The organism is Streptomyces sp. NPDC001204, assembly GCF_053598035.1.
In genome coordinates, this window is the sequence record NZ_JBSFJL010000005.1 from 341354 (window position 1) to 363233 (window position 21880).

21 protein-coding genes are annotated in these 21880 nt (G+C 73.3%); 8 read left to right on the forward strand and 13 right to left on the reverse strand.

Translation table 11 applies throughout. The features are described from left to right. Nucleotides 1-5 precede the first annotated feature (5 nt). The gene (locus ACWC91_RS10235) at nt 6-1526 is read right to left on the reverse strand and encodes a catalase (protein ID WP_450642017.1); all 1521 of its coding nucleotides are present in this window, start codon (nt 1524-1526) and stop codon (nt 6-8) included. A 269-nt stretch (nt 1527-1795) separates the two neighbouring features. Here ACWC91_RS10235 and ACWC91_RS10240 point away from each other — a divergent pair, with 269 nt between their 5' ends. Further along, a complete protein-coding gene (locus tag ACWC91_RS10240; RefSeq protein ID WP_450642019.1) occupies nt 1796-2233 on the forward strand; it encodes a cytidine deaminase in 438 nt (145 codons plus the stop codon). Between the two features lie 61 nt (nt 2234-2294). Here ACWC91_RS10240 and ACWC91_RS10245 read toward each other — a convergent pair whose 3' ends face one another. Continuing rightward, nucleotides 2295-3113: a rhomboid family intramembrane serine protease gene (locus ACWC91_RS10245; protein ID WP_225075726.1), complete on the reverse strand. Its 819-nt coding sequence runs from the start codon at nt 3111-3113 to the stop codon at nt 2295-2297. A gap of 125 nt (nt 3114-3238) precedes the next feature. On the opposite strand from ACWC91_RS10245, the gene ACWC91_RS10250 reads away from it, so the two are divergent. Next, the gene (locus tag ACWC91_RS10250) at nt 3239-3535 is read left to right on the forward strand and encodes a hypothetical protein (protein ID WP_225075725.1); all 297 of its coding nucleotides are present in this window, start codon (nt 3239-3241) and stop codon (nt 3533-3535) included. A gap of 3 nt (nt 3536-3538) precedes the next feature. Here ACWC91_RS10250 and ACWC91_RS10255 read toward each other — a convergent pair whose 3' ends face one another. Together ACWC91_RS10255 and ACWC91_RS10260 are read right to left on the reverse strand one after the other, a co-directional pair. Continuing rightward, nucleotides 3539-4948, reverse strand: a complete 1410-nt coding sequence (locus ACWC91_RS10255) for an FAD-dependent oxidoreductase (protein ID WP_376499405.1) — start codon at nt 4946-4948, stop codon at nt 3539-3541. A 61-nt stretch (nt 4949-5009) separates the two neighbouring features. Continuing rightward, complete coding sequence (locus tag ACWC91_RS10260; protein WP_225075723.1) at nt 5010-6014, reverse strand: DUF4349 domain-containing protein; 1005 nt, start codon at nt 6012-6014, stop codon at nt 5010-5012. A gap of 160 nt (nt 6015-6174) precedes the next feature. Here ACWC91_RS10260 and hemG point away from each other — a divergent pair, with 160 nt between their 5' ends. Together hemG and hemQ are read left to right on the forward strand one after the other, a co-directional pair. After that, complete coding sequence (gene hemG / locus ACWC91_RS10265) at nt 6175-7629, forward strand: protoporphyrinogen oxidase (protein ID WP_225075722.1); 1455 nt, start codon at nt 6175-6177, stop codon at nt 7627-7629. A gap of 4 nt (nt 7630-7633) precedes the next feature. Further along, on the forward strand, nt 7634-8365 hold the full coding sequence (gene hemQ / locus ACWC91_RS10270) for a hydrogen peroxide-dependent heme synthase (RefSeq protein ID WP_225075721.1): 732 nt from the start codon (nt 7634-7636) through the stop codon (nt 8363-8365). Nucleotides 8366-8407: 42 nt separating this feature from the next. Here hemQ and ACWC91_RS10275 read toward each other — a convergent pair whose 3' ends face one another. From ACWC91_RS10275 to zapE, 9 genes are all read right to left on the reverse strand, one after another. Continuing rightward, nucleotides 8408-10066 (reverse strand): alpha/beta fold hydrolase, encoded by a 1659-nt coding sequence (locus ACWC91_RS10275; protein WP_450642023.1) that lies wholly within the window; start codon nt 10064-10066, stop codon nt 8408-8410. 250 nt (nt 10067-10316) lie between these two features. Then, complete coding sequence (locus ACWC91_RS10280) at nt 10317-11156, reverse strand: TIGR04222 domain-containing membrane protein (RefSeq protein ID WP_450642025.1); 840 nt, start codon at nt 11154-11156, stop codon at nt 10317-10319. 117 nt (nt 11157-11273) lie between these two features. Next, nucleotides 11274-12692, reverse strand: a complete 1419-nt coding sequence (locus tag ACWC91_RS10285; RefSeq protein WP_450642027.1) for a multinuclear nonheme iron-dependent oxidase — start codon at nt 12690-12692, stop codon at nt 11274-11276. 203 nt (nt 12693-12895) lie between these two features. Continuing rightward, nucleotides 12896-13645: a peptidyl-tRNA hydrolase gene (locus tag ACWC91_RS10290; protein WP_450642038.1), complete on the reverse strand. Its 750-nt coding sequence runs from the start codon at nt 13643-13645 to the stop codon at nt 12896-12898. A 70-nt stretch (nt 13646-13715) separates the two neighbouring features. Beyond that, on the reverse strand, nt 13716-14588 hold the full coding sequence (locus tag ACWC91_RS10295) for a polysaccharide deacetylase family protein (RefSeq protein ID WP_450642029.1): 873 nt from the start codon (nt 14586-14588) through the stop codon (nt 13716-13718). Between the two features lie 88 nt (nt 14589-14676). Further along, the gene (locus tag ACWC91_RS10300) at nt 14677-15249 is read right to left on the reverse strand and encodes a YbhB/YbcL family Raf kinase inhibitor-like protein (protein ID WP_225075715.1); all 573 of its coding nucleotides are present in this window, start codon (nt 15247-15249) and stop codon (nt 14677-14679) included. Between the two features lie 218 nt (nt 15250-15467). Further along, the gene (locus tag ACWC91_RS10305; RefSeq protein ID WP_450642032.1) at nt 15468-16433 is read right to left on the reverse strand and encodes a slipin family protein; all 966 of its coding nucleotides are present in this window, start codon (nt 16431-16433) and stop codon (nt 15468-15470) included. 110 nt (nt 16434-16543) lie between these two features. Next, nucleotides 16544-17122 carry a carbonic anhydrase gene (locus tag ACWC91_RS10310; protein ID WP_225075713.1) on the reverse strand — a complete coding sequence of 193 codons (579 nt, stop codon included), beginning with the start codon at nt 17120-17122 and terminating at the stop codon, nt 16544-16546. Nucleotides 17123-17221: 99 nt separating this feature from the next. Then, nucleotides 17222-18358 carry a cell division protein ZapE gene (gene zapE, locus ACWC91_RS10315; RefSeq protein ID WP_225075712.1) on the reverse strand — a complete coding sequence of 379 codons (1137 nt, stop codon included), beginning with the start codon at nt 18356-18358 and terminating at the stop codon, nt 17222-17224. 37 nt (nt 18359-18395) lie between these two features. Here zapE and ACWC91_RS10320 point away from each other — a divergent pair, with 37 nt between their 5' ends. The 4 genes from ACWC91_RS10320 to msrB all read left to right on the forward strand — a co-directional run bounded on the left by ACWC91_RS10320 (nt 18396) and on the right by msrB (nt 21781). Further along, nucleotides 18396-19223: a pyrimidine reductase family protein gene (locus ACWC91_RS10320; protein WP_225075711.1), complete on the forward strand. Its 828-nt coding sequence runs from the start codon at nt 18396-18398 to the stop codon at nt 19221-19223. 200 nt (nt 19224-19423) lie between these two features. Beyond that, the gene (locus ACWC91_RS10325; RefSeq protein WP_225075710.1) at nt 19424-19897 is read left to right on the forward strand and encodes an indole-3-glycerol phosphate synthase; all 474 of its coding nucleotides are present in this window, start codon (nt 19424-19426) and stop codon (nt 19895-19897) included. 73 nt (nt 19898-19970) lie between these two features. Beyond that, nucleotides 19971-21359: a UDP-N-acetylmuramate--L-alanine ligase gene (gene murC / locus ACWC91_RS10330; protein WP_450642035.1), complete on the forward strand. Its 1389-nt coding sequence runs from the start codon at nt 19971-19973 to the stop codon at nt 21357-21359. A 14-nt stretch (nt 21360-21373) separates the two neighbouring features. After that, nucleotides 21374-21781: a peptide-methionine (R)-S-oxide reductase MsrB gene (gene msrB / locus ACWC91_RS10335; RefSeq protein WP_281156827.1), complete on the forward strand. Its 408-nt coding sequence runs from the start codon at nt 21374-21376 to the stop codon at nt 21779-21781. Nucleotides 21782-21880 lie beyond the last annotated feature (99 nt).

Genomic DNA, 21880 nt, shown 5'->3' on the forward strand with positions numbered 1-21880 from the left:
CAACGTCATGCCTTGTGCTGCATGCCGCGTCGTGCGGGGCTTCCCTGCTCGGCGGCCTTGGGATCCTTCTCGTCGGCCTTGGACCGCACACCGTCGGCGATGCGCTTGCCGATCGTCTCGTCGATGTTCGACCAGTACGTGAAGGCCCGCTCCAGGACCGGTTCGCTGACCCCGTTGAGGAGGTGCCCGACGACGTTGTCGACCAGACGGTCCCGGGCGGCGTCGTCCAGGACCTGCCGGACCAGGGTGCCGGGCTGCCCCCAGTCGTCGTCCTCGGCGTGGGAGACGTATGCGGTACGGATGATCTCGCCGTCGGCCGTCCAACTGGGCGGCGGGCCGAAGCGGGCGGGGTCGGCGGCGGGACCGCCCTTGGAGTTCGGGGCGTACACCGGATCCGTCGTCCTCCGGTACGCCATCGCCCCGTCCTTCGAGTAGGTGTGGACGTCGACGATGGGCGCGTTCACGGGAAGCTGCTGGTAGTTGGCGCCGATGCGGTGCCGGTGGGCGTCCGCGTAGGAGAACAGCCGGGCCAGCAGCATGCGGTCCGGACTCGGCCCGATCCCGGGGATGAAGTTGTTGGGCTGGAACGCCGCCTGCTCGATCTCCGCGTGGTTGTCCGTCGGATTGCGGTCCAGGGTCATCCGGCCGACCGGGATGAGCGGGTAGTCACCGTGCGGCCACACCTTGGTGAGGTCGAACGGGTTGAAGCGGTAGTGCGCGGCCTCCGTGTACGGCATGACCTGCACGTACAGCGTCCAGCTGGGGAAGTCGCCGTCACGGATGTGCTCGAAGAGATCGCGCATGTGGTAGTCCGTGTCGACGGCGGCCATCTGGTCGCCCTCGTGCTGGGTGAAGAACTCGATCCCCTGGTCGGTCTTGAAGTGGTACTTCACCCAGAACCGCTCGCCCTTGGCGTTGATCCACATGTAGGTGTGGGAGGTGTAGCCGTTCATGTGGCGCCAGGTGCGGGGGATGCCGCGGTCCCCCATCAGCCAGGTCACCTGGTGCGCGGACTCCGGCGAGAGCGTCCAGAAGTCCCACTGCATGTCGTGGTCGCGCAGGTTGTTGTCCGCGCGGCGCTTCTGGGAGCGGATGAAGTGCTGGAACTTCATCGGGTCCTTCACGAAGAACACCGGTGTGTTGTTGCCGACCATGTCGTAGTTGCCGACGGTGGTGTAGAACTTCACCGCGAAGCCGCGAGGGTCACGCCAGGTGTCGGGGCTGCCCCGCTCGCCGGCGACCGTCGAGAAGCGAATGACCAGGTCGGTGCGGGTGCCCGGCTGGAACACCGCTGCCATGGTGTAGGCGCTGACGTCCTCGATCACCTCGAAGCGGCCGAAGGCGCCGCTCCCCTTGGCATGCGGCTGGCGCTCGGGAATCCGCTCCCGGTTGAACTGGGCCATCTGCTCGATCAGGTAGGCGTCCTGCAGCAGGACCGGCCCGCCCGGGCCCAGGGTGAGAGAGTGCTCATCACTCTCCACGGGCGCGCCGGAGTCCGTCGTGGTGGCGGGAAGGAACTCCGTCATGAGTCTGCCCTTTCGTTGTGCCGGTCCTCCATGCCCTTCCATGCGCGTGACCGTGAGAACCCGTACTAAACGCACCGAGCCGCACGTTGTGGGTGACACCGTCGGATTCCGTACGGGTTCTTGCGGAGGGCGATTGGTTCGCGGTCCGGACGTGGTCGGCCGGGTCACCGTCCACCGCACCGGCGACGAACCGCCACGTCCAGGACCGGCGCTTAGGCTCCGTCGTGGACAGGGCCGACGTCGCCCGACCGTGCGAGAAGGCGGAGAAGATGACCACACAGACCGACCGTGTCGACCACGAACTGATCCGGGCAGCGGCGCACGTCGCGGCCACACGCTGCCGGGGCGACAACCACACCATGGCGGCTGCGGCCCGCGCCTGGGACGGCCGGATCGTCACCGCGGTGAACGCCTATCACTTCACCGGAGGCCCCTGCGCGGAGCTCGTCCTGATCGGCACCGCCGCCGCCCAGGGTGCCTACGATCTGGACACCATCGTCGCCGTGGGTGACCGCGACCGAGGCGTCGTGCCCCCTTGTGGCCGCTGCCGCCAGGTCCTCCTCGACTACTTCCCGGCCCTCGAGGTCATCGTCGGGACGGACGATGGCCTCCGGATGGTGCCCGTCACCGATCTGCTTCCCGAAAGCTACATCTGGGCGGACCACCAGCTCGACGCCGAGGAGGGCGCACCACTCGGCACGAGCTGACGCCCCGGGCGGTTGCAGGGCAGACGTCGCCTGCCACGGCACCAGCTTCTGGCGTGTGGCTCTACCAGGCCCGTCGCGTCTGCCGTCCGAAGAGGATGCGGGGCGGTTCGGGCGGTGGGGGAGTACCCGGCTTGAGGGGCCAGGCGAGCAGCATGCCCACGATGAAGCCGACCACGTGGGCCAGGTACGCCACGGTGCCCGCCTCGGCGACGGCCTGGCCGGAGGAGTAGAACGCCTGGAGCACGAACCAGGAGCCCAGTACCACCCAGGCCGGCAGCCGCAGCGGCAGGAAGATCAGGAAGGGGACCAGCACCCAGACCCGTGCCTTCGGGTAGAGCAGCAGGTAGGCACCGAGGACACCGGCGATGGCTCCCGAGGCGCCGATCAGCGCAGTGGTGGACTGGGAGTTCATGAGAGCGAATCCGTATGCGGCCGCGTACCCGCAGACCAGGTAGAACAACAGGAACCGCACATGCCCCATGCGGTCCTCGATGTTGTTGCCGAAGATGAGGAGGAACAGCATGTTGCCCAGCAGGTGCAGCCAGCTGCCGTGCAGGAACATCGCCGTGAGGATCGACAGCACGGGCGACTTGTCGTAGGTGGGCGGTCCCAGCACGCAGCCCGGGCCGTGCACGCCCACCCCGACGGCGCCCGTCGGGACCAGCGACGGCAACTGATGGTGGATCAACTCTCTCGGCACCAGCGCGTACTGCTCCGTGAAGGCCTGGAGGTGGCACAACTGCGCCAGCGTGCTGCTGCCCGTGAAGGACCCGGCGATGCCGGGGGTGAGCAGGAACACGACGAAGTTCGCGGCGATCAGGGCGTACGTCACCCACGGAGTGCGTCGCGCCGGGTTCACGTCATGGACGGGAATGACCACGGAGAAGTTCTGCCCGCGATGCGCTCGCCGAATCGGTGAACGCCGCCGTCCGCGTGTACGTATGCCTCCTCAACCACCCGCGGCCCGGGGAAGGCGGGCCGTGGGGACGACGTGAGGAACAGGCGATGAACGACCGAGTCACTCCCGCGGTGCACGCGCTGCCCGACGGCGAGGCCGAGCTCACCCTGGTGGTGCGGCTGCCCTGGGAGGACGTCGCCCGGCTCGGCCAGGAGGCCGGCCGGCTGGCATCCCAGATGAAGCGCCCGGTGACGCTGGACGAGGCCGTCGGGCACCGGCTGCGCTCCACCCGGGTCACGGCCACGCACGCCCGGCCGGCCGGGGAGCAGCCGGCCGCTACGGCGTCGGCGGTGACGTCCAGCAGCTCGGTCTCCTCCCTGCCGAGGCTGAACGGCACGGCGTAGGGTTCACGCCCTGCCGTCGCGGACCTTCGCCGCGGCCTTCCGGGCCGCCACCAGCACCGGATCCCACACCGGGGAGAAGGGCGGCGCGTAGCCCAGGTCCAGGGCCGTCATCTGCTCCACCGTCAGACCGGCCGTGAGCGCGACCGCGGCGATGTCGACCCGCTTCGCCGCGCCCTCACGGCCGACGATCTGCACGCCCAGCAGGCGGCCGGTACGGCGTTCGGCGATCATCTTGACGGTCATCGGGGAGGCGCCGGGGTAGTAGCCCGCGCGGCTGGTCGACTCGATGGTGACCGTCTCGAACTTCAGGCCCACCCGGCGGGCGTCCTTCTCGCGCAGCCCGGTCCGCGCGATCTCCAGGTCGCACACCTTGCTCACCGCGGTGCCGACCACGCCCGGGAAGGTGGCGTAGCCGCCGGCCGCGTTGGTGCCGATGATCTGGCCGTGCTTGTTGGCGTGAGTGCCCAGCGGCACGTGGCGCAGCTGTCCGGAGACCAGGTCCAGGACCTCCACGCAGTCGCCGCCCGCCCAGATGTTCTCGTGGCCGCGCACTCGCATCGCCCGGTCGGTGAGCAGCCCGCCGCGCGTGCCGAGCGGGAGCCCGGCCGCCCGCGCGAGGGCGGTCTCCGGGCGCACCCCGATGCCCAGCACGACCACGTCCGCCGGGTACTCGGCGTCCGCGGTGGCCACCGCCCGGACCCGGCCGTCGTCGCCGGTGAGCACCTTGGTCACCTCGGCGTCGTCGACCATGGTGATGCCCAGGCCCGACATGGCCCGGTGCACCAGGCGGCCCATGTCGGGGTCGAGCGTGGACATCGGCTCCCGGCCGCGGTTGACGACCGTCACCTCGTAGCCGCGCTTGATGAGCGACTCGGCCATCTCCACCCCGATGTAGCCCGCCCCGATCACCACCGCCCGGCGGCCACGCGCGCGTGCCAGGCTGTCCAGCAGGGCCTGACCGTCGTCGAGGGTCTGCACCCCGTGGACTCCGGGCGCGTCGGCGCCGGGCATGTCGGGCCGGACGGGGCGGGCCCCGGTCGCGATCACGAGCTTGTCGTACGACGTCCAGGACTCCTTACCGGAATCCACGTCCCGCGCGCGCACGCGGCCTGCGGCCACGTCGATCTCCGTCACCTCGGTGCGCATCCGCAGGTCGATGTCCCGCGCGCGGTGCTCCTCGGGCGTACGGGCGATCAGCAGGTCCCGCTCGCCGACGTCGCCGCCCACCCAGTAGGGGATGCCGCACGCCGAGAACGAGGTGAAGTGGCCGCGTTCGAACGCCACGATCTCCAGCTCGTCCGGCCCGCGCAGCCGTCGTGCCTGCGACGCCGCGGACATCCCCGCGGCGTCGCCGCCGATCACGACAAGGCGTTCCTTCGTACCCCGGGCATCCCGCGCAGCGCTCACGTCCATGCGAACACGCTACGGGGACGCGCCGTCCCGGTGCTGGGGTCGTCCCGGTCCTGAGGTCGACTCAGTCCTGGGGGTCCGGTTCGCCGCCGGGCTTCTGGGCCGGGGGCGCGGGCGCCCGCCGGGAGTCCGGCACCGCTCCCAGCGCGGTCATGGTCGGCGTCGCTTCGACGGGGCGCCTGGGCAGCCGGGGCCGTACGACCCGCAGCCACAGCGCCGCGAGGAGAGCCGCCGCCGCGGCGAACGGGAGGAGCGCCCCGATGGCCAGGGCGATCCAGCGGAGCACGGTGACGAACACGTGCCAGCCGCCCGCCAGCGCGTCCATGAACCCGGGCTGATCGTCCTTGGCGACCGGCGGCTCGGGCGCCGGTGTCCGGGACAGCGACAGGGTGATGGTGGCCAGGCTCGTGCGGTCCTTCAGCGACGCCTGCTGGGCCAGCAGCGACTCCAGGTCGGACTCGCGGCGGCTCAGCTCGCCCTCCAGGCTGACCACGTCGCTGAGCCGGGTCGCCCGGTCCATCAGCTCACGCACCCGCGCCACACTCGCGCGCTGCGACTTGATGCGGCTGTCCACGTCGACGACCTGGTCGGTGACGTCCTGCGCCTTCGCCGTGCGCTCGATCAGCTTGCCGGTGCCCTCCAGGCCACCGAGGACTTCGTCGTACCTGTCGGCGGGCACGCGCAGCACCACGCGGGTGCGCTCGTGTCCCTCCTCGTCGCGGCTGGTGCTCTCGTCGCCGACGTAGCCCCCGGCGTTCTCGACGGTGGTGCGGGCCGCGTCGAGGGCCTTCGGCACGTCCTTGACCTGCACGGTGAGCGAGGCGGTGCGGATGATGTGGCTCGCGGCGACCCGGGGCGGCGTGGTGGCCCTCGCCTCGGAGGCCTGGCCGCCGCCGGTGTCCGGCGCGCCCTTCCGGGCCCCGCCGTCGGCCGCCTCCGCGCCGGACTTGGCGGCGGCGCTGCTGTCGCCGCCGCTGTCGCCCGCGCCGCACCCGGTGAGCGCGAGAGCGGCGGCGAGCAGGAGCCCGGCCAGCGCGGAAGCGGGCCGGACGGAACGTCGTGTGCGCATGTGGCATACCCCCGAGGGTCGTCGTGACCACTGACGCTTCTTCGACTCCCGGACGGCGCGAGACGTTGGCCGAAAACGGTTCCGATGCGGTCACGTTCATGACTCGGGCCGGACACCGGGGCGCGGGAGGAGCGCCGGAGGGGTCTGAGAGAGTGGGCTCATGAGCGCAACGGGTACGGGCACGGGCCATGTCGTCGTCATCGGTGCCGGGATCGCGGGGCTGGCGGCCGCGCACCGGCTGCTGCAGCGCGGGGCGCGGGTGACCGTGCTGGAGGCGGCGGAACGGGTCGGCGGCAAGCTGCTGCCCGGCGAGATCGCGGGCGTCCGCGTCGACCTGGGCGCCGAGTCGATGCTGGCCCGCCGGCCCGAGGCCGTGACCCTCGCGCGCGAGACGGGTCTCGCCGGCCACCTCCAGCCGCCCGCGACGGCGAGCGCCTCCATCTGGACCCGCGGCGCCCTGCGGCCCATGCCCAAGGGACACGTCATGGGGGTGCCCGGCACCGCCTCCGCGCTGGCCGGCGTGCTGTCCGAGGAGGGCCTGGCCCGCATCGAGCGCGACGCCGAGCTGCCCCGCACGGAGGTCGGCGACGACGTGGCGGTCGGCGAGTACGTGGCCGCACGCCTGGGCCGCGAGGTCGTCGACCGCCTGGTCGAGCCCCTGCTCGGCGGGGTCTACGCCGGTGACGCGTACCGCATCTCGATGCGCTCGGCCGTCCCGCAGCTCTTCCGGGCCGCGCAGACCCACGACTCGCTGCTGGAAGGCGTCCGCGAGATCCAGGACGCGGCGGCCGCCGCACAGCAGACCGGGCCGGTGTTCATGGGCGTCGAGGGCGGTGTGGGCCGGCTGCCGCTCGCGGTCGCGGAGTCGGTGCGGGCCCGCGGCGGCGAGATCCTGACCGGAACCCCCGTGACGGAGCTGCGCCGGCAGGACCGTACGTCCTGGCGGGTGGCCGCCGGTGACCGCGTGCTGCACGCCGACGCGGTGGTCGTCGCCGTGCCGGCGCCCGCCGCCGCCGGGCTGCTGCGCGCCGAGTCCCCGGAGGCCGCCGCCGAGCTGAGGGCCGTCGAGTACGCCTCCATGGCCCTGATCACCCTCGCCTACCGCCGCGCCGGCACCGCCCTGCCCGAGGGCAGCGGCTTCCTGGTGCCCCCCGTCGACGGCCGCACCATCAAGGCGTCCACCTTCGCCTCCCAGAAGTGGGGCTGGATCGCCGACGAGAACCCGGACGTGGTCGTGCTGCGCACCTCCGTGGGGCGGTACGGCGAGACCGAGATCCTCCAGCGCGAGGACGCCGACCTCGTCGAGGTCTCCCGGCACGACCTGCGCGAGGCGACCGGCCTGGACGCCGCGCCCCTGGAGACCCGTGTCACCCGCTGGACCGACGGCCTGCCCCAGTACCCCGTCGGCCACCACGCCCGCGTGGCCCGCATCCGCGAGCACATCGGCAAGCTGCCCGGTCTGGCGGTGTGCGGCGCGGTGTACGACGGGGTGGGCATCCCCGCGTGCGTCGCGAGCGCGTACGCGGCCGTGGACCAGCTGGAGGGCGACCTGCGCGCCGTGCGGGACCTGACGGCGGACCCGGTGCAGAGTCTGCACGGCGGAGCGGGAGAATAGCCTCATGAGTGACGACGCTCCTACCACCGACTCCGGCAGGATCCCGAACAAGGGCAAGCTGGCCAAGGACCTCAACGAGGTCATCCGCTACACGCTGTGGTCCGTCTTCAAGCTGAAGGACCTGCTTCCCGAGGACCGCGCGGGCTACGCGGACGAGGTCCAGGAACTGTTCGACCAGCTCGCCGCCAAGGGCGTGACCATCCGCGGCACGTACGACCTCTCGGGCCTGCGCGCCGACGCCGACCTCATGATCTGGTGGCACGCCGAGACCAGTGACCAGCTCCAGGAGGCGTACAACCTCTTCCGCCGCACGAGGCTCGGCCGCGCGCTGGAGCCGGTGTGGTCGAACATGGCGCTGCACCGCCCCGCCGAGTTCAACCGCTCGCACATCCCGGCGTTCCTCGCCGACGAGACGCCGCGCGACTACGTCAGCGTCTACCCCTTCGTGCGCTCGTACGACTGGTACCTGCTGCCCGACGAGGACCGCCGCCGCATGCTCGCCGACCACGGCAAGATGGCCCGCGGCTACCCGGACGTGCGGGCCAACACGGTCGCGTCCTTCTCCCTCGGCGACTACGAGTGGGTTCTCGCCTTCGAGGCCGACGAGCTGCACCGCATCGTCGACCTCATGCGGCACCTGCGCGCCTCGGAGGCCCGCCGGCACGTCCGCGAGGAGATCCCGTTCTTCACCGGGCGCCGCAAGGACATCGCCGAGCTGGTGGCGGGTCTGGCCTGACACCCGGCCGGGTCCCGGGGCCCGACCCCGGGACCGGCTCGGTCAGCGGGTGGCGGCGGGCCGGCCGGTGGCGTTCTTCAGGGCGTCGCGCAGTTGGCGTGCGCGGGACTCGTGGAAGGTCGGGCCGTCCGGCCCCGGTTCCGCGCGCGGCGCGCACTCCGCCTGCCGCGCCGGCAGGCGGCCCTGGAGCAGGTAGGCCTCCAGATACGCGTTGACGCACGTGTTCGGCCCGCCCGCGATGCCGTGCGTGCCCGCGCCCCGCTCGGTCACCAGCACCGAGCCGGCCAGGCGCCGGCGCAGCTCCAGGGCGCCGTCGTACGGCGCGGCCGCGTCCCGCTCGGCGGCCAGGATCAGCGTCGGCGGCAGCTCGCCCGGCCGGGTCCGCACGTCCAGGGGCCGCTGCCGGGGTGCCTTCCAGTAGGCGCACGGCAGGTTCGCCCACACATTGCTCCAGGTCTCGAACGGCGCCACCCGCGCGAGCCGTGTGTTGTCCCGGTCCCAGACCTCGAAGTCCGCGGGCCAGGCAGCGTCGTTGCACTCCACGGCCGTGTAGACCGCGTTGCCGTTCTCCGCCTCGGCGGCCCCCTCCCGGTGCGGGGCCGCCAGCGCGACCAGCGGCTTGGGGTCGCCCTTCAGATACGCCGACAGGGCCTCGGCGCTGCCCGGCCAGTGGTCGTCGTAGTACCCGGCCGTCAGGAACAGGCCCTGCAACTGCCCCGGCCCCACCGAGCCGCCCGCCGGTTCGGCGGCGAGCCGCTCCCGCGCCCTGTCGTAGCTCCTCTGCACCTGCCCGGCCGTGCGGCCCAGCGCGTACACGTCATCGTGCCGGGCCGTCCACTCCCGGAAGTCCGCCCAGCGGGCCTCGAACGCGGCCGACTGGTCCAGGTTGTTGCGGTACCAGATCCGGTCGGGCGCCGGGTTCACCGCCGCGTCGAAGACCATCCGGCGCACGTGCGAGGGGAACAGCGTGGCGTACAGCGCGCCGAAGTAGGTGCCGTACGAGGCGCCCACGAACGTCAGCCGGTCCTCACCCAGCGCCGCCCGCAGCACGTCCAGGTCGCGGGCGTTGTTGAGGGAGTTGTAGTGCCGCAGCGCCTGGCCCGCGCGCCGGGCGCAGCCGCGCGCGTACGCCTTGGCCTCGGTGACGCGCCGCTCCTTGTACGCCCGTGAGGGGTGCGTCGGCGCGGGTGCGGGCGCCTTGAAGAAGCCCTTCGGGTCCTGGCAGGACAGCGGGGCCGACCGGCCCACCCCGCGCGGGGCGTAGCCGACGAGGTCGTACGCGGCGGCGACGCGCTTCCACTCCGGCAGCAGGCCCATGAGCGGGAAGGAGGTGCCGTCGGCGCCCGGACCGCCCGGGTTGAACACCAGGGCGCCCTGACGGGGCACTCTGCGCTTGCTGTTGCGCGGGTCCGTGTGGGTGGCCCGCACCCGGCTGACGGAGAGCCGGATCCGCTCGCCGTCGGGGTGCGCGTAGTCGAGGGGCACCGGGACCGTGCCGCACTCCAGGGTGCCGGGCAGGTCCCGTGCCTTCGGGCACGCGCCGAAGTCGATTCCGGCCGCGCGGGCGCGCGCCGCGGCCACGACGGTGCCGCGCAGTTCCGCCGCGGTGCCGGGAAGGCGTGCGGAGCCCGAGGCCGGGGCGCCGGCGAGGGCGGTGAGGATCAGGGACCCGGCGGCCGTCCAGACGGCGGCAGCGGTCATCGCGTATCCCTTCGGTGCACGGCAGCGACAGAAGGGATGTTTCGTCCGCCGCGGTGGGGAGGGCAAGCACCGTCCCGCCGGTGTCGGCGCCGATGCGCCCGACGCGCCCCGCGCGAGCGCTGGTGCCGGGCGCACGCTCCGGCCCGCACCGCTGTTTGTACGCCCGTGCCTGTACGCCCGTACGCCCGTACGCCCGTTGGCCCTGGTCGGCTGGTCGGCTGGTCGGCTGGTCGGCCAGTCGAGTCGCGGGTTATCCGTCCCGGAAGGCCCGGCCGCGCGGGGGCCCGCCGCGCGGGGGCCCGCCGCGCGAGGGACGGTCGGGCGAGGGCTGGTCGCGGTGGGCGAAGGCCGCGCGCAGGTTCGGTTCGCCGATCGCGCTGACGCCGTGCACGGCCACGGACGCCAGGTACGTACGCTCGTCAACGGCGCCGTTCACCCGCCGGTTCAGCGCGCCGAGCAGGCGCTGTCCGGCCGGGGACGCCCAACGCGAGTACGGGTGGACCTCGAAGCGGGCGATGGCCAGGCAGCTCAGGGTGAGCGTGAGCGGCAGCGCGAACCAGAGGGCGATCAGCTCGCGGGGCATCCCCGTCGGGCCGGGCAGCAGCAGCGCGGTCGTGCCCAGGGCGAGCACGGCCAGCGTGGCCGTCCGCACCCGGCGGACCCCGGCCGCGATCGTGGACCCGTCCCCGTCCGGCACGGCGAGACCGGCGCCGACGAGCCGGTCGGCGAGCCCGCGCACCGCGTCCGCGGTGGCCGCGGCCGCGCGCACCGGCGCGATCCGGGACTGTCCCTCCGGGCCGATCGCCCCTATGACGGAGCGCTCCATCTCGTCCCGCCCGCGCGGATCGACGACCGTCGCCCAGCCGGTGTGCGCGAGCAGCAGCCGGTGCTGGCGCGCCATGGAGACCAGGGTCAGATCGGCGACCCGCGCCGGTCCGCCGGAGAGGAACGCCGCCTCATAGAGCGTCAGATCGCGGCCCTGGCCCGCGCCCACGTCGACGGCCGCGGCGCGTACCGCGGCCAGGCACAGCCGCAGGCACGCCGCGCCCGCGAAGGCCCAGGCCAGGAGCAGGAGAAGGACCCAGAACATGACGCGTTTCTATGCCAGAGGCCTGGGAAACACCATGCCTTGTCCGCCATCCGGACAGAGTGTTGCCGGTATGTGACGTTCCGTTTGTTTTCCGAGGTCAGGGTGTCGGGGCCGGGCTCAGCGGCGCAGCAGCACCCGCTGGGCCGCGCGGGCCACCCGTACCGCCGGACGGCGCGACCGCGGCGCCGGCCCCGAGCGGTCCAGCCACCACTCCCGCAACTCCCGCCGGATGTCCGCGTTCCGGGGCCCGCCGGCGAGCAGCAGCGACTCCGCGAAGTCCAGGGCGTCCTGCCGGTAGCCCCCGGTCATCGGGTGCCTCTGCGCGTACGCGAGGAAGGCGGTCCGGTACCCCTCGCCGAGCAGCACCGGCAGTTCGGGAGCCACCTTGGCCACGACGTCCGCCCGCTTCGCGGCCAGCGACCGCGCCTGCACGCCGATGCGCACCCGGTCGAACCCCTCCGGCGCGGGCGTACCGGCGACGAGCGCCGACAGCAGCGAGGTCTGCGCGAGGGCGAGCCGCTGGCGCGCGGGCTCGGTGCCGCCGGCCGTCCGCGGATCCGGCCCGGGCGCACGGCGGCCGCCGGTGTCCGGCGCCTGGCCGGGGTCGGTGGCGGGGCCGAGGCCGGGGGCTGGGTCGAGAGTGAGGCCGGGGCCGGGGCCGGGGATGGGAGTGGGGGTGGGGGCGGGGTCGGTCGCCCGCCGGGCCGTCGTACGCCCCGACTCCACCGCTCTTCCGATGGCCGCCAACTCCCGCTCCAGCTCAGCCGGTTCGGGGAAGTTCTCGTCGCGCTCCAGCAGCACACCCGGCGGGGCGACGCGTGAGGCGAGGTCGGTCAGGATGTCGAGGACCGGCCGCGGTACCGGGTGTGCGTGGCTGTCGTGCCAGACACCGTCGCGTTCGAAGCCGCCCGCCACATGGACGTACGCGAGGGCTTCGAGGGGAAGTTCGGCCAGCGCCCGGGCCGGGTCCTCTCCCCGGTTGACGCGGTTGGTGTGCAGATTGGCGACGTCGATCAGCAGCCTCACACCCGTGCGGTCGGCCAGCTCGTAGAGGAACTGGCCCTCCGTCAGCTCCTCGTCCGGCCAGCCCAGCAGCGCGGCGATGTTCTCCACGGCGAGCGGCACGGGCAGCGCCTCCTGTGCGATCCGGACGTTCTCGCACAGCACGTCGAGGGCGTCGCGGGTGCGCGGCACGGGCAGCAGATGCCCGGCTTCCAGCCGCGGGGAGGCGGTCAGTACGCCGCCCGCGCGCACGAACGCGATGTGCTCGGTCACCAGCGGCGAGCCGAGCGCCTGCGCCCGCTCGGCGAGGGCGGTCAGCCGGCCCTCGTCCGGCCGGTCGGCTCCGCCGAGGCCGAGCGAGACCCCGTGCGGCACCACGGTCACCCCGCGGCGGCGCAGGCGCAGCAGTGACTCGGGAAGATGCGTGGGACACACGTTCTCGGCGACGGCCTCGACCCAGTCGACGCCCGGCATCTCCTCCACGGCGTCCGCGATCTCCGGCCGCCACCCGATCCCCGTCCCCAGCCGCTCCATCGTGCTCTCGCCCCCCTCTCGCCCGCCTCCACAGGCGCACGTGACCGGGGTATGACCCGGGCGCCGGGACCCGAACCCCGCCGCGCGCACCTTCAGAGCAACATTTGAGCTAAGCCCGCCGTGGGAGCCAGTTCTGCGAGCCGGTTCTGCGACCGGAGGGTCCGCCGGGTGTCGCGAGCCGGTGAACCTTCACGGTCGCGGCGTTAGATCAGGCCCGGGCGCAGCGCGGGGTGGTCGGCGACGACCGTGCAGGAGCCGGGGGCGATCTCCGTGAAGCCGGCGTCGCGCACCACCGGCAGTCCGCCGGAGGTGAGGTCCCGCCAGTGGGCGGGGCCCGCGGTGCGGACGGTGAGCGGGAAGCCCGCGTCCCGCCAGGCCGTGCGCTGCTCCTCGGACAGTTCCCACCAGGCGAGCTGGGCGCCGTGACCCGCCTGGGCCATCGCCTTGCCCGCCGACATGTCCAGGGTGGGGCTCATCCACAGCACCGGGACGGCCGGGTCCGGCGCGGCGGGCGGCTCCGGGTCGTCCAGCTCGGTGCCGGAGACCTGAAGCCTCGCCAGGTCCTTGGGCCAGCCGTCCAGCGGCACGGGCGGGAAGACCCGCACCTGCGCGGTTCCCCCGGTCACGGTGATGCCGGGCAGGGCCTCGGCCCGCCGCCACTCGGCACCGCGCGCCCGCCGCACCACCTTGCGGATCCGGGCGTCCTGCCAGTCCCGCACGGCCCGCGCCCACTCCCCGTCACCGGCCGAGCGCTCGTCGGCGAGCAGCACCAGGACCGCTCGGGCCGCGGTCTCCAGGGCGTCCGTACGGGCCGGGGGAGCGGCCCGCTCGATCCGCACCACCAGCGGCAGCACGAACTGCCGTGCCTGGTCGCGTGCGCCCGGCTCGGACCGGAACGGGCTGTCCTGCGGGGCGGTGGCGGTGGTGCTCTCGTCGGTGCTCACGGCGTCCAGTCTGCCAGCCGGGTGACCGGCGGCCGGAGCCCGCCGGCCCGCGGACGATCCGCGAGAGCCGGCCGGTCCGTCAGGCGCGGTCGGCCGAGGCGCCGATCAGGTCGGAGACCTTCACCAGGCGGTAGCCCCTCTTGCGCAGCTCCGGTACGACGGCGCGCACCACGCGCTCGGTGGTGGGGGCGGCGCTGCGGGTGCAGTGCATGACCACGACCGAGCCGGGCCTGACCCCGTCCAGGACCTGCCGGACCACGGCGTCCGCGTTCGTCGCGAACGCGTCTCCGCTCACCACGTCCCACTGCACCGCGGTGACGCCGAGACCGCTGAGCGCCCGCAGGGACTTCTGGTCGTAGCAGCCGCCGGGAAAGCGGAAGTACGGCATCGCGTGCGGCACGCCCGCCTTGCGGAACGCCTCGTACGCGCCCTCCACGTCCGACCGCATCCGGTCGGCGGGCACGGTGGGCAGGCCGTAGCAGTTCGCGGTGAACGCGTAGTGGCTGTACGAGTGGTTGGCGAGCTCGAACAGGGGGTCGCTGCCGATGGAGCGGGCCTGGTCGGGGTACTGCTCGGCCCAGCGGCCCGTCATGAACACCGTGGCCGGCGCCTTCAGGGCACGCAGAGTGGCGATGAGTTCCGGGTTGTCGAAGTGCTCGCCCGCCGCCGCGCGCGGTCCCTCGTCGGCGGTCATGTCGGCGTCGAAGGTGAGGGCGACCGTCTTCCCCTTGGTGCGGGGGCCGTGGCTGAAGACGGGGGTCAGACCGCCGGGTCCCGGGGTGAGGGCCGGAGGCCGGGAGGGCGAGGGCCTGGCCGGAGCGGAGGGGGAGGCCGACGCCGACGTGGAGGGGGCCGTCATACCGGTGCGGGACGCCTCGGTGCCGCCGCCGCAGGCGGCCAGGGCGGCGCTGAGAGCGCAGACGGCGGTGAGGCGTCGTACAAGTGTGATCACTCGATGAACATATGGCCTTCCCCGATCACGAGAACGGCGGCACGGCGGTGCGGTCACCCGGCCGGTGGCCGGGCGCCGCGGTCCCGTCTCAGCGGCCGTAGCGGGCGGTGAGGGTGCCGGTGGAGAGGGTGTGGCCGCTCAGCGCGCGCCTGACGTCGGCGGCCGTGGCGTCGGGCCTCAGGGCGAGGCGGCGGTCGGCGGCGTACACCGTGAAGACGTAGCGGTGGGGTTTGCCCGGGGGCGGACAGGGGCCGCTGTAGCCCGTCTTCGAGAAGTCGTTGCGTCCCTGGGCGGCTCCCGGCGGGGTCGCGCCCGTCGGCAGGCTCGTGGTGCGCGGGTCGATGTTCCAGACCAGCCAGTGCGTGAACGTGCCTCCCGGGGCGTCCCGGTCCTCGACCAGCAGGGCCAGCCCCGCCGTGCCCGCGGGAACCCCGGAGAACGCCAGCGGCGGCGAGAGGTCCGACCCGGTGCACGTGTAGCGGCCGGGAACGGTGCCGCCGTCGGTGAACGCCGGACTCGACACGGTGATCCGACCCGCGGCGCCGAGTGAGGCGGTGCCGGAGTCGCTCGGCGTGGCGGCCCCCGAGCCTCCGGCGCCACCGCACCCCGCGACGCCCCCCAGTGTCGCGATCAGGACAACCCCCACGAGCCGGCTGCGCATGCCTCGCACGCTAACGACGGCCCCACGGCGCCGCCACCGTGCGGGGCCGTCCGGGGGATGGGTGGGGGACGGGGACGGGGGACGGGGCGGAGGGAAGCCAGTGCCGCGAGGGACGGCGTTCGCCCCGTCGCGACGCCCTGCACTCCTGACGCGTCGGACGCCGCTCCTTCACGGGCAAACGTCGCCTGCCGCAGCACCAACCTGCCGGGACAGCACACCTAGGTCCTGGCGCGGGCCGCGCTGCCGTCCGGGTCGGGGGTGACCGCGTCGGCGCTGCTCCGCACGGGCGTGATCGGTGCCTCCTCGGAAGCGGGGTCGCCGGGATCCGCGGCGGCCCTCGCACCCTCCGGCAGCTGTTCGGGCGGGCAGGGAGCCGCCGGTGCGGCGCTCCGGTCCAGGCTCCGGTGCGGCTCCGGCTCCGGCTCCCGCTGGGCCTTCTCCAGGAAGCGCAGCAGCTCGACCGGGAACGGCAGGACCAGGGTGGAGTTCTTCTCGGCGGCGACCGCCGTCACCGTCTGGAGCAGCCGCAGTTGCAGCGCGGCGGGCGTGTCCGCCATCTGCTGGGCGGCCTCGGCCAGCTTCTTCGACGCCTGGAACTCCGCGTCCGCGTTGATGATGCGGGCCCGCCGGTCGCGGTCGGCCTCCGCCTGCCGGGCCATGGACCGCTTCATCGTGTCCGGCAGGGAGACGTCCTTGATCTCCACGCGGTCGATCTGCACGCCCCACCCGACGGCCGGGCTGTCGATCATCAGCTCCAGCCCCTGGTTGAGCTTCTCGCGGTTGGACAGCAGGTCGTCCAGGTCGCTCTTGCCGATGATCGAGCGCAGGGACGTCTGCGCCATCTGAGAGACCGCGAACTTGTAGTCCTCCACCCGGATGAGCGCGCTGGAGGCGTCGACGACCTTGAAGTAGACGACCGCGTCCACGCGTACCGTCACGTTGTCCCGGGTGATGCCCTCCTGGGCCGGGATCGGCAGCGTGACGATCTGCATGTTGACCTTGTAGAGCCGGTCCACGAACGGGATGATCATGGCCAGACCCGGCGGCCGCGGCTCGCCGGTCTGCCGCCCGAGGCGGAACACCACCCCGCGCTCGTACTGCTTGACGACCCGCATCGCCGCGGCGAGGTACACGAACCCCACGCAGCCCGCGGTGATCACGGCGGTCACCACTTCCTGCACCATGACGAGGACTCCTCGACCGGTCGCCGATATGCGCGTTATGCGCCGCTTCAACGATATGCCCGCTCCGAGGTCATGGTCGAGCCGCCGGACGGCGCCGGCTCACAGGCCCGTCACAGGGCCGTGAAGGCGTCCGTCCGCGGGCAGTGCGCCAGCACCGCGCCGGTGTGCACCTCGTAGTACCAGGCGTGCAGGGTGAGCCGGCCGTCCGCGAGCCGCTTCTCGACGCACGGGTACGAGCGCAGCCGCAGCAGCTGGGTCAGTGCGTGGCTCTGGACGCCCTCGGCGACGGCGGGGTCCTCGACGGCTCCGGTGGGCCGGGGCGTCGCGTGGGCCAGCCAGTCCCGTACGGCGGGCACGGCGTCGAGGTCGTCCCCGCGCACGAGGGCGCCGACCGCACCGCAGTGGGAGTGGCCGCAGACGACGATGTCGCCGACGCCCAGCACCTCCACCGCGTACTCGATGGTGGCCGCCTCGGCGGTGGGCCGTGCCGAGGCGTACGGCGGCACGATGTTGCCCGCGGTGCGCAACTCGAACAGCTCACCGGGCCGGGCGCCGGTGATCAGGGCCGGGACGACCCGGGAGTCGGAGCAGGTGATGAACAGGACCTCGGGGGACTGGCCCTCGGCGAGCCGGGCGAAGTCCTCGGGGCGCCGTCCGAACGTACGGGCGTTGTGGATCAGGGGCTGCATGGGGTGACTCCGTGTCTCCGGCGCGGACCGGCCAACGATCAAGAACTGGCCAGGAGACACGGTAAACCCCGGGGAGCCGTCCGCCGGGGCGCTGTCGCGTCAGTGCGTCTCGACGAGCCCCTTGGCGTCCCGGGCGAGGGCGGTCAGGCGGGATATCGCGCGGAAGTACTTCTTGCGGTAGCCGCCGTTCAGCATCTCCTCGCTGAACAGCCGGTCGAAGGGCAGCCCGGAGGCCAGCACGGGCACCTCGCGGTCGTAGAGCCGGTCCGCGAGCACCACGAGCCGCAGCGCCGTCGACTGGTCCGGCACCGGTCGCACGTCGGTGAGGCACACGGCCGCCAACCCGTCGGTCAGGGCGCCGTAACGGCTGGGGTGCACCTTGGCGAGGTGGTCCAGCAGGTGCGGGAAGTCGTCGAGTGAGGCGTTCTCGGTGGCGTACGCCGCCTTCGTCACCTGTTCGTCGGAGTACGGCGCCGGCGCCTCGGGCAGGCCGCGGTGGCGGTAGTCCTCGCCGTCGATGCGCAGCGCGCGGAAGTGCGCGGACAGGCCCTGGATCTCGCGCAGGAAGTCCGTGGCGGCGAAGCGGCCCTCGCCGAGCTTGCCCGGCAGCGTGTTGGAGGTGGCGGCGAGCGCGACGCCCGCGTCGACCAGCCTGCCGAGCAGGGTGGACACCAGCACGGTGTCGCCCGGGTCGTCCAGTTCGAACTCGTCGATGCACAGCAGGCGGTGGCCGGAGAGGGTCTCGACGGTCTTCTGGAAGCCGAGGGCGCCCACCAGGTTGGTCAGCTCCACGAAGGTGCCGAACGCCTTGCGGGCGGGCTCGGCCGGGGTGGCGTGCCACAGGGAGGCCAGCAGGTGGGTCTTGCCGACGCCGTAGCCGCCGTCGAGGTACACACCGCGGGGCCCGGCACCGGCGGCCCTGCCCTTGCCCTTCGCCCTGCCCTTGCCGTCGGTCCTGCTTCTGCCGAAGCCGAACAGGCCGCGCCTGCCGGAGCCGGCCACGGGCGCCACGCCGAGTCCGGCGGCGAAGTCGTCCAGCACCTCGACGGCCTCGGTCTGGCTGGGCTGCTTCGGGTCCGGGATGTACGTCGCGAAGCGCACCGAGTCGAAGCGCGGCGGCGGCACCATCTCGGCGACCAGCCGGTCCGCGGGGACGTGCGGCTCGCGCGCGCACAGGGACAGCGGGGCCGCGGCGGTCAGGGAGCTGAGCCCGGAGGCGGTTGTGGAGGACGACACGGTTCCCCATGGTAAGCGGCGTGGAACACTGCACGTCATGCGACGCCTGTTCCCTGTGACCGACGAAACAGCAGCCCAGACCCCGGACGGGGCGCACGGGGCCGGTGGTACGAGCGCGCCCGGCGCCCTCGTGGACCGGGAGTGGACCTTCGCCGAGCTGGCCGCCGCGTACGCCTACCCCGAGCGCGGGGCGGCGGGCCGGGAGCCGTGGCTGCGCGCCAACATGGTCGCCACCCTCGACGGGGCCGCCCAGCACGAGGGACGTTCGCAGCCCATCTCCAGCGCCGCCGACATGCGGATCTTCGGCACCCTGCGGGCACTGGCCGACGTGGTGGTGGTCGGCGCGGAGACGGTACGTCAGGAGGGGTACCGCCCGGCCCGGGCCCGGGCGGAGTTCGCGGCGCTGCGGGAGGCGGCCGGGCAGGGGCCGGCTCCGGCGATCGCGGTCGTCACGGCGAGCCTGGAGCTGGACTTCTCGCTGCCGCTGTTCACCTCGCCGCTGGTGCCCACGCTGGTCCTCACGGGCGCGGCGGCGGCCCCGGAGCGGATCGCGGCCGCGGAGAAGGCGGGCGCCCGGGTGGTGATCGCCGGTGACGGCGTCGGAGTCGACCCCGCCCGCGCCGTGCGGGCGCTGGCCGAACTCGGTCACACCCGCCTGCTCACCGAGGGCGGCCCCCGCCTGCTCGGTCAGATGGTGGCATCCGGGGTCCTCGACGAAATGTGCCTCACGGTCTCCCCGATGCTCACCGCCGGTGACGCCCAGCGCATCGCGGGCGGCCCCTCCGTCGCGGTCCCGCAACGCTTCACCCTGGCCTCCTTGCTGGAGGACGACGGCTTCCTGTTCGGCAGGTACCGCCGCCCCTGACCTGAGCCCCGCCGTCCGGCTGCCCGGGGGGGCTCGCGCTCCGGGCAGGCGGAACCAATAGTTCCGATCCGTGTGCGCCGGGTGCGCCAAATCCCGCGATACCCGTGCGATCACGGGGCAGGATGGTTTCCGCAGGGGCTGCTACGGCCCGTGGAGGGTGACGGAGGGTCCAGGGACCCTCGGAGGAGAAAGGGCGCCTGGTGTTCACAAGCGTATTGATGATCGAGAAGGCCCTGACGTCCGCCGACGTGGAGTTCGTCACCACCTTGCACGGCGAGGAGCCGGTGTTCTTCCACGTGCTGCTCCAGCCGCGCGGCGATCAGGCGGACCGGTTGCTGCGGGCCATCGACGACATCGCGCTCGGCGAACTGGACGAGGCGGCGCGCGAGGGCGAGACCCCGGAGGGCGCGGCCGCGAAGGGCGCCGGGGAGCAGGCCCTGGACGTGTCCCTCATCGCGCTGCGCGCGGCGGGCAGCCGGGCCGACGGCCGGCTCGTCGAGGACCACCCGCTGGACGCCCTGAAGTCCCTGGTCGCCGAGGTCGACGCCGACGAGGTGATCGTCCTGACCGACCCGCACTACGTGGAGGAGTTCTTCCACCGCGACTGGGCCTCCCGGGCCCGCCACAAGGTGGGCGTACCGGTCCTGAAGCTCTTCTCCCACAGCAAGGCATAGGCTTGGGCGGCGCCCCCGCACGGGGGCGCGCGCACCGTCGTACCACAGCCGCACCACCTGGGGAGAAAAGCGCATGGCACCCGGCCTTCCTACCGCCATGGACCGACCGCACTTCATCGGCATCGGCGGCGCCGGGATGTCGGGCATCGCGAAGATCCTCGCCCAGCGCGGGGCCAAGGTGGCGGGCAGCGACGCCAAGGATTCGGCGACCGCGCAGGCACTGCGCGCGCTGGGCGCCACCGTGCACATCGGGCACGCGGCCGGGCACCTCGCCGACGACGCCAGCTGCGTCGTCGTCTCCTCGGCGATCCGCGAGGACAACCCGGAGCTGGCCCGCGCGGCCGAGCTGGGCATCCCGGTCGTCCACCGCTCCGACGCGCTGGCCGCCCTGATGGAGGGCCTGCGCCCGATCGCGGTCGCCGGCACCCACGGCAAGACGACGACCACCTCGATGCTGGCCGTGTCCCTCGGCGAGCTGGGCCTGCGGCCGTCGTACGCCATCGGCGGCGACCTGGACGCCCCCGGCTCCAACGCGCTGCACGGCGACGGCGAGATCTTCGTCGCCGAGGCGGACGAGTCGGACCGCAGCTTCCACAAGTACGCGCCCGAGGTCGCCATCGTCCTCAACGTCGAGCTCGACCACCACGCCAACTACGCCTCTATGGACGAGATCTACGAGTCCTTCGAGACCTTCGTGGACCGGATCGTCCCCGGCGGCACCCTGGTGATCTCCGCCGACCACCCGGGCGCGCGGGAACTGACCCGGCGCGTGTCCGGTGCGGTGCGGACGGTGACGTACGGCGAGTCCGAGGACGCCGACGTACGGATCCTGTCGGTCGTGCCGCAGGGCCTCAGGAGCGAGGTCACCGTCCTGCTGGACGGCACCGAGCTCACCTTCGCCGTCTCCGTGCCCGGCCGCCACTACGCGCACAACGCCGTCGCCGCGCTGGCCGCGGGCGCCGCCCTGGGCGTCCCGGCCGCCGACCTCGCCTCCGCGCTGGCCGCGTACACCGGCGTCAAGCGCCGCCTTCAGCTCAAGGGCGAGGCCGCCGGCGTCCAGGTCGTCGACTCGTACGCCCACCACCCGACCGAGATGACCGCCGACCTGGAGGCGATGCGCGCGGCCGCGGGCGACGGCCGGATCCTGGTCGTCTTCCAGCCGCACCTGTTCTCCCGCACCCAGGAGCTGGGCAAGGAGATGGGCCAGGCGCTGGCCCTCGCGGACGCCTCCGTCGTCCTCGACATCTACCCGGCCCGCGAGGACCCGGTCCCCGGCGTCACCAGCGAGCTGATCATCGCCGCCGCGCGGGCGGCGGACGCCGACGTGACGGCCGTCCACGACAAGGCCGAGGTGCCCGACGCGGTCGCGGGAATGGCGAAGGCCGGCGATCTCGTTCTCACCATGGGCGCGGGCGACGTCACCGACCTCGGACCGCGCATCCTGGACCGTCTGTCGAAGTGAGGGGCGCGAGACCCATGCCGTACGACGTGGAGAAGCCGGACGAGCAGTGGCAGGCCGAGCTGAGCCCGGCCGAGTACGCCGTGCTGCGCAAGGCCGGCACGGAGCCCGCCTTCACCGGTGAGTACACGGACACCAGCACCAAGGGTGTCTACTCCTGCCGTGCCTGCGGCGCGGAACTGTTCACCTCCGGCACCAAGTTCGAGTCCCACTGCGGCTGGCCGTCCTTCTACGACCCGAAGGACACCGACGCCGTGGAGCTGCTGGAGGACCGCTCCCACGGGATGCTGCGCACCGAGGTGCGGTGCGCGCGCTGCGGGTCGCACCTCGGGCACGTCTTCGAGGGCGAGGGGTACGCGACCCCGACCGACCAGCGGTACTGCATCAACTCGATCTCCCTGCGGCTGGTCCCGGACGAGGGCTGAGGCGGCGGGTCGCGGGTCGTGGGGGGGGGGGGGGGCGGGCGGCGCCCCCCCCCCCCCCCCCCCCCCGCGGGCGCCCCCCCCCCCCCCCCCACCCACCGC

Coding starts and splice junctions, on each gene's coding strand:
- ACWC91_RS10305 (WP_450642032.1), bottom strand. CDS start 16,433: ATGGTGCAGGAAGTGGTGACCGCCGTGATCACCGCGGGCTGCGTGGGG.
- murC (WP_450642035.1), top strand. CDS start 19,971: ATGGCACCCGGCCTTCCTACCGCCATGGACCGACCGCACTTCATCGGC.
- msrB (WP_281156827.1), top strand. CDS start 21,374: ATGCCGTACGACGTGGAGAAGCCGGACGAGCAGTGGCAGGCCGAGCTG.
- ACWC91_RS10250 (WP_225075725.1), top strand. CDS start 3,239: ATGAACGACCGAGTCACTCCCGCGGTGCACGCGCTGCCCGACGGCGAG.
- ACWC91_RS10275 (WP_450642023.1), bottom strand. CDS start 10,066: ATGACCGCTGCCGCCGTCTGGACGGCCGCCGGGTCCCTGATCCTCACC.
- ACWC91_RS10320 (WP_225075711.1), top strand. CDS start 18,396: ATGCGACGCCTGTTCCCTGTGACCGACGAAACAGCAGCCCAGACCCCG.
- ACWC91_RS10300 (WP_225075715.1), bottom strand. CDS start 15,249: ATGCGCAGCCGGCTCGTGGGGGTTGTCCTGATCGCGACACTGGGGGGC.
- ACWC91_RS10280 (WP_450642025.1), bottom strand. CDS start 11,156: ATGTTCTGGGTCCTTCTCCTGCTCCTGGCCTGGGCCTTCGCGGGCGCG.
- ACWC91_RS10285 (WP_450642027.1), bottom strand. CDS start 12,692: ATGGAGCGGCTGGGGACGGGGATCGGGTGGCGGCCGGAGATCGCGGAC.
- hemQ (WP_225075721.1), top strand. CDS start 7,634: ATGAGTGACGACGCTCCTACCACCGACTCCGGCAGGATCCCGAACAAG.
- hemG (WP_225075722.1), top strand. CDS start 6,175: ATGAGCGCAACGGGTACGGGCACGGGCCATGTCGTCGTCATCGGTGCC.
- ACWC91_RS10255 (WP_376499405.1), bottom strand. CDS start 4,948: ATGGACGTGAGCGCTGCGCGGGATGCCCGGGGTACGAAGGAACGCCTT.
- ACWC91_RS10310 (WP_225075713.1), bottom strand. CDS start 17,122: ATGCAGCCCCTGATCCACAACGCCCGTACGTTCGGACGGCGCCCCGAG.
- ACWC91_RS10260 (WP_225075723.1), bottom strand. CDS start 6,014: ATGCGCACACGACGTTCCGTCCGGCCCGCTTCCGCGCTGGCCGGGCTC.
- ACWC91_RS10240 (WP_450642019.1), top strand. CDS start 1,796: ATGACCACACAGACCGACCGTGTCGACCACGAACTGATCCGGGCAGCG.
- ACWC91_RS10235 (WP_450642017.1), bottom strand. CDS start 1,526: ATGACGGAGTTCCTTCCCGCCACCACGACGGACTCCGGCGCGCCCGTG.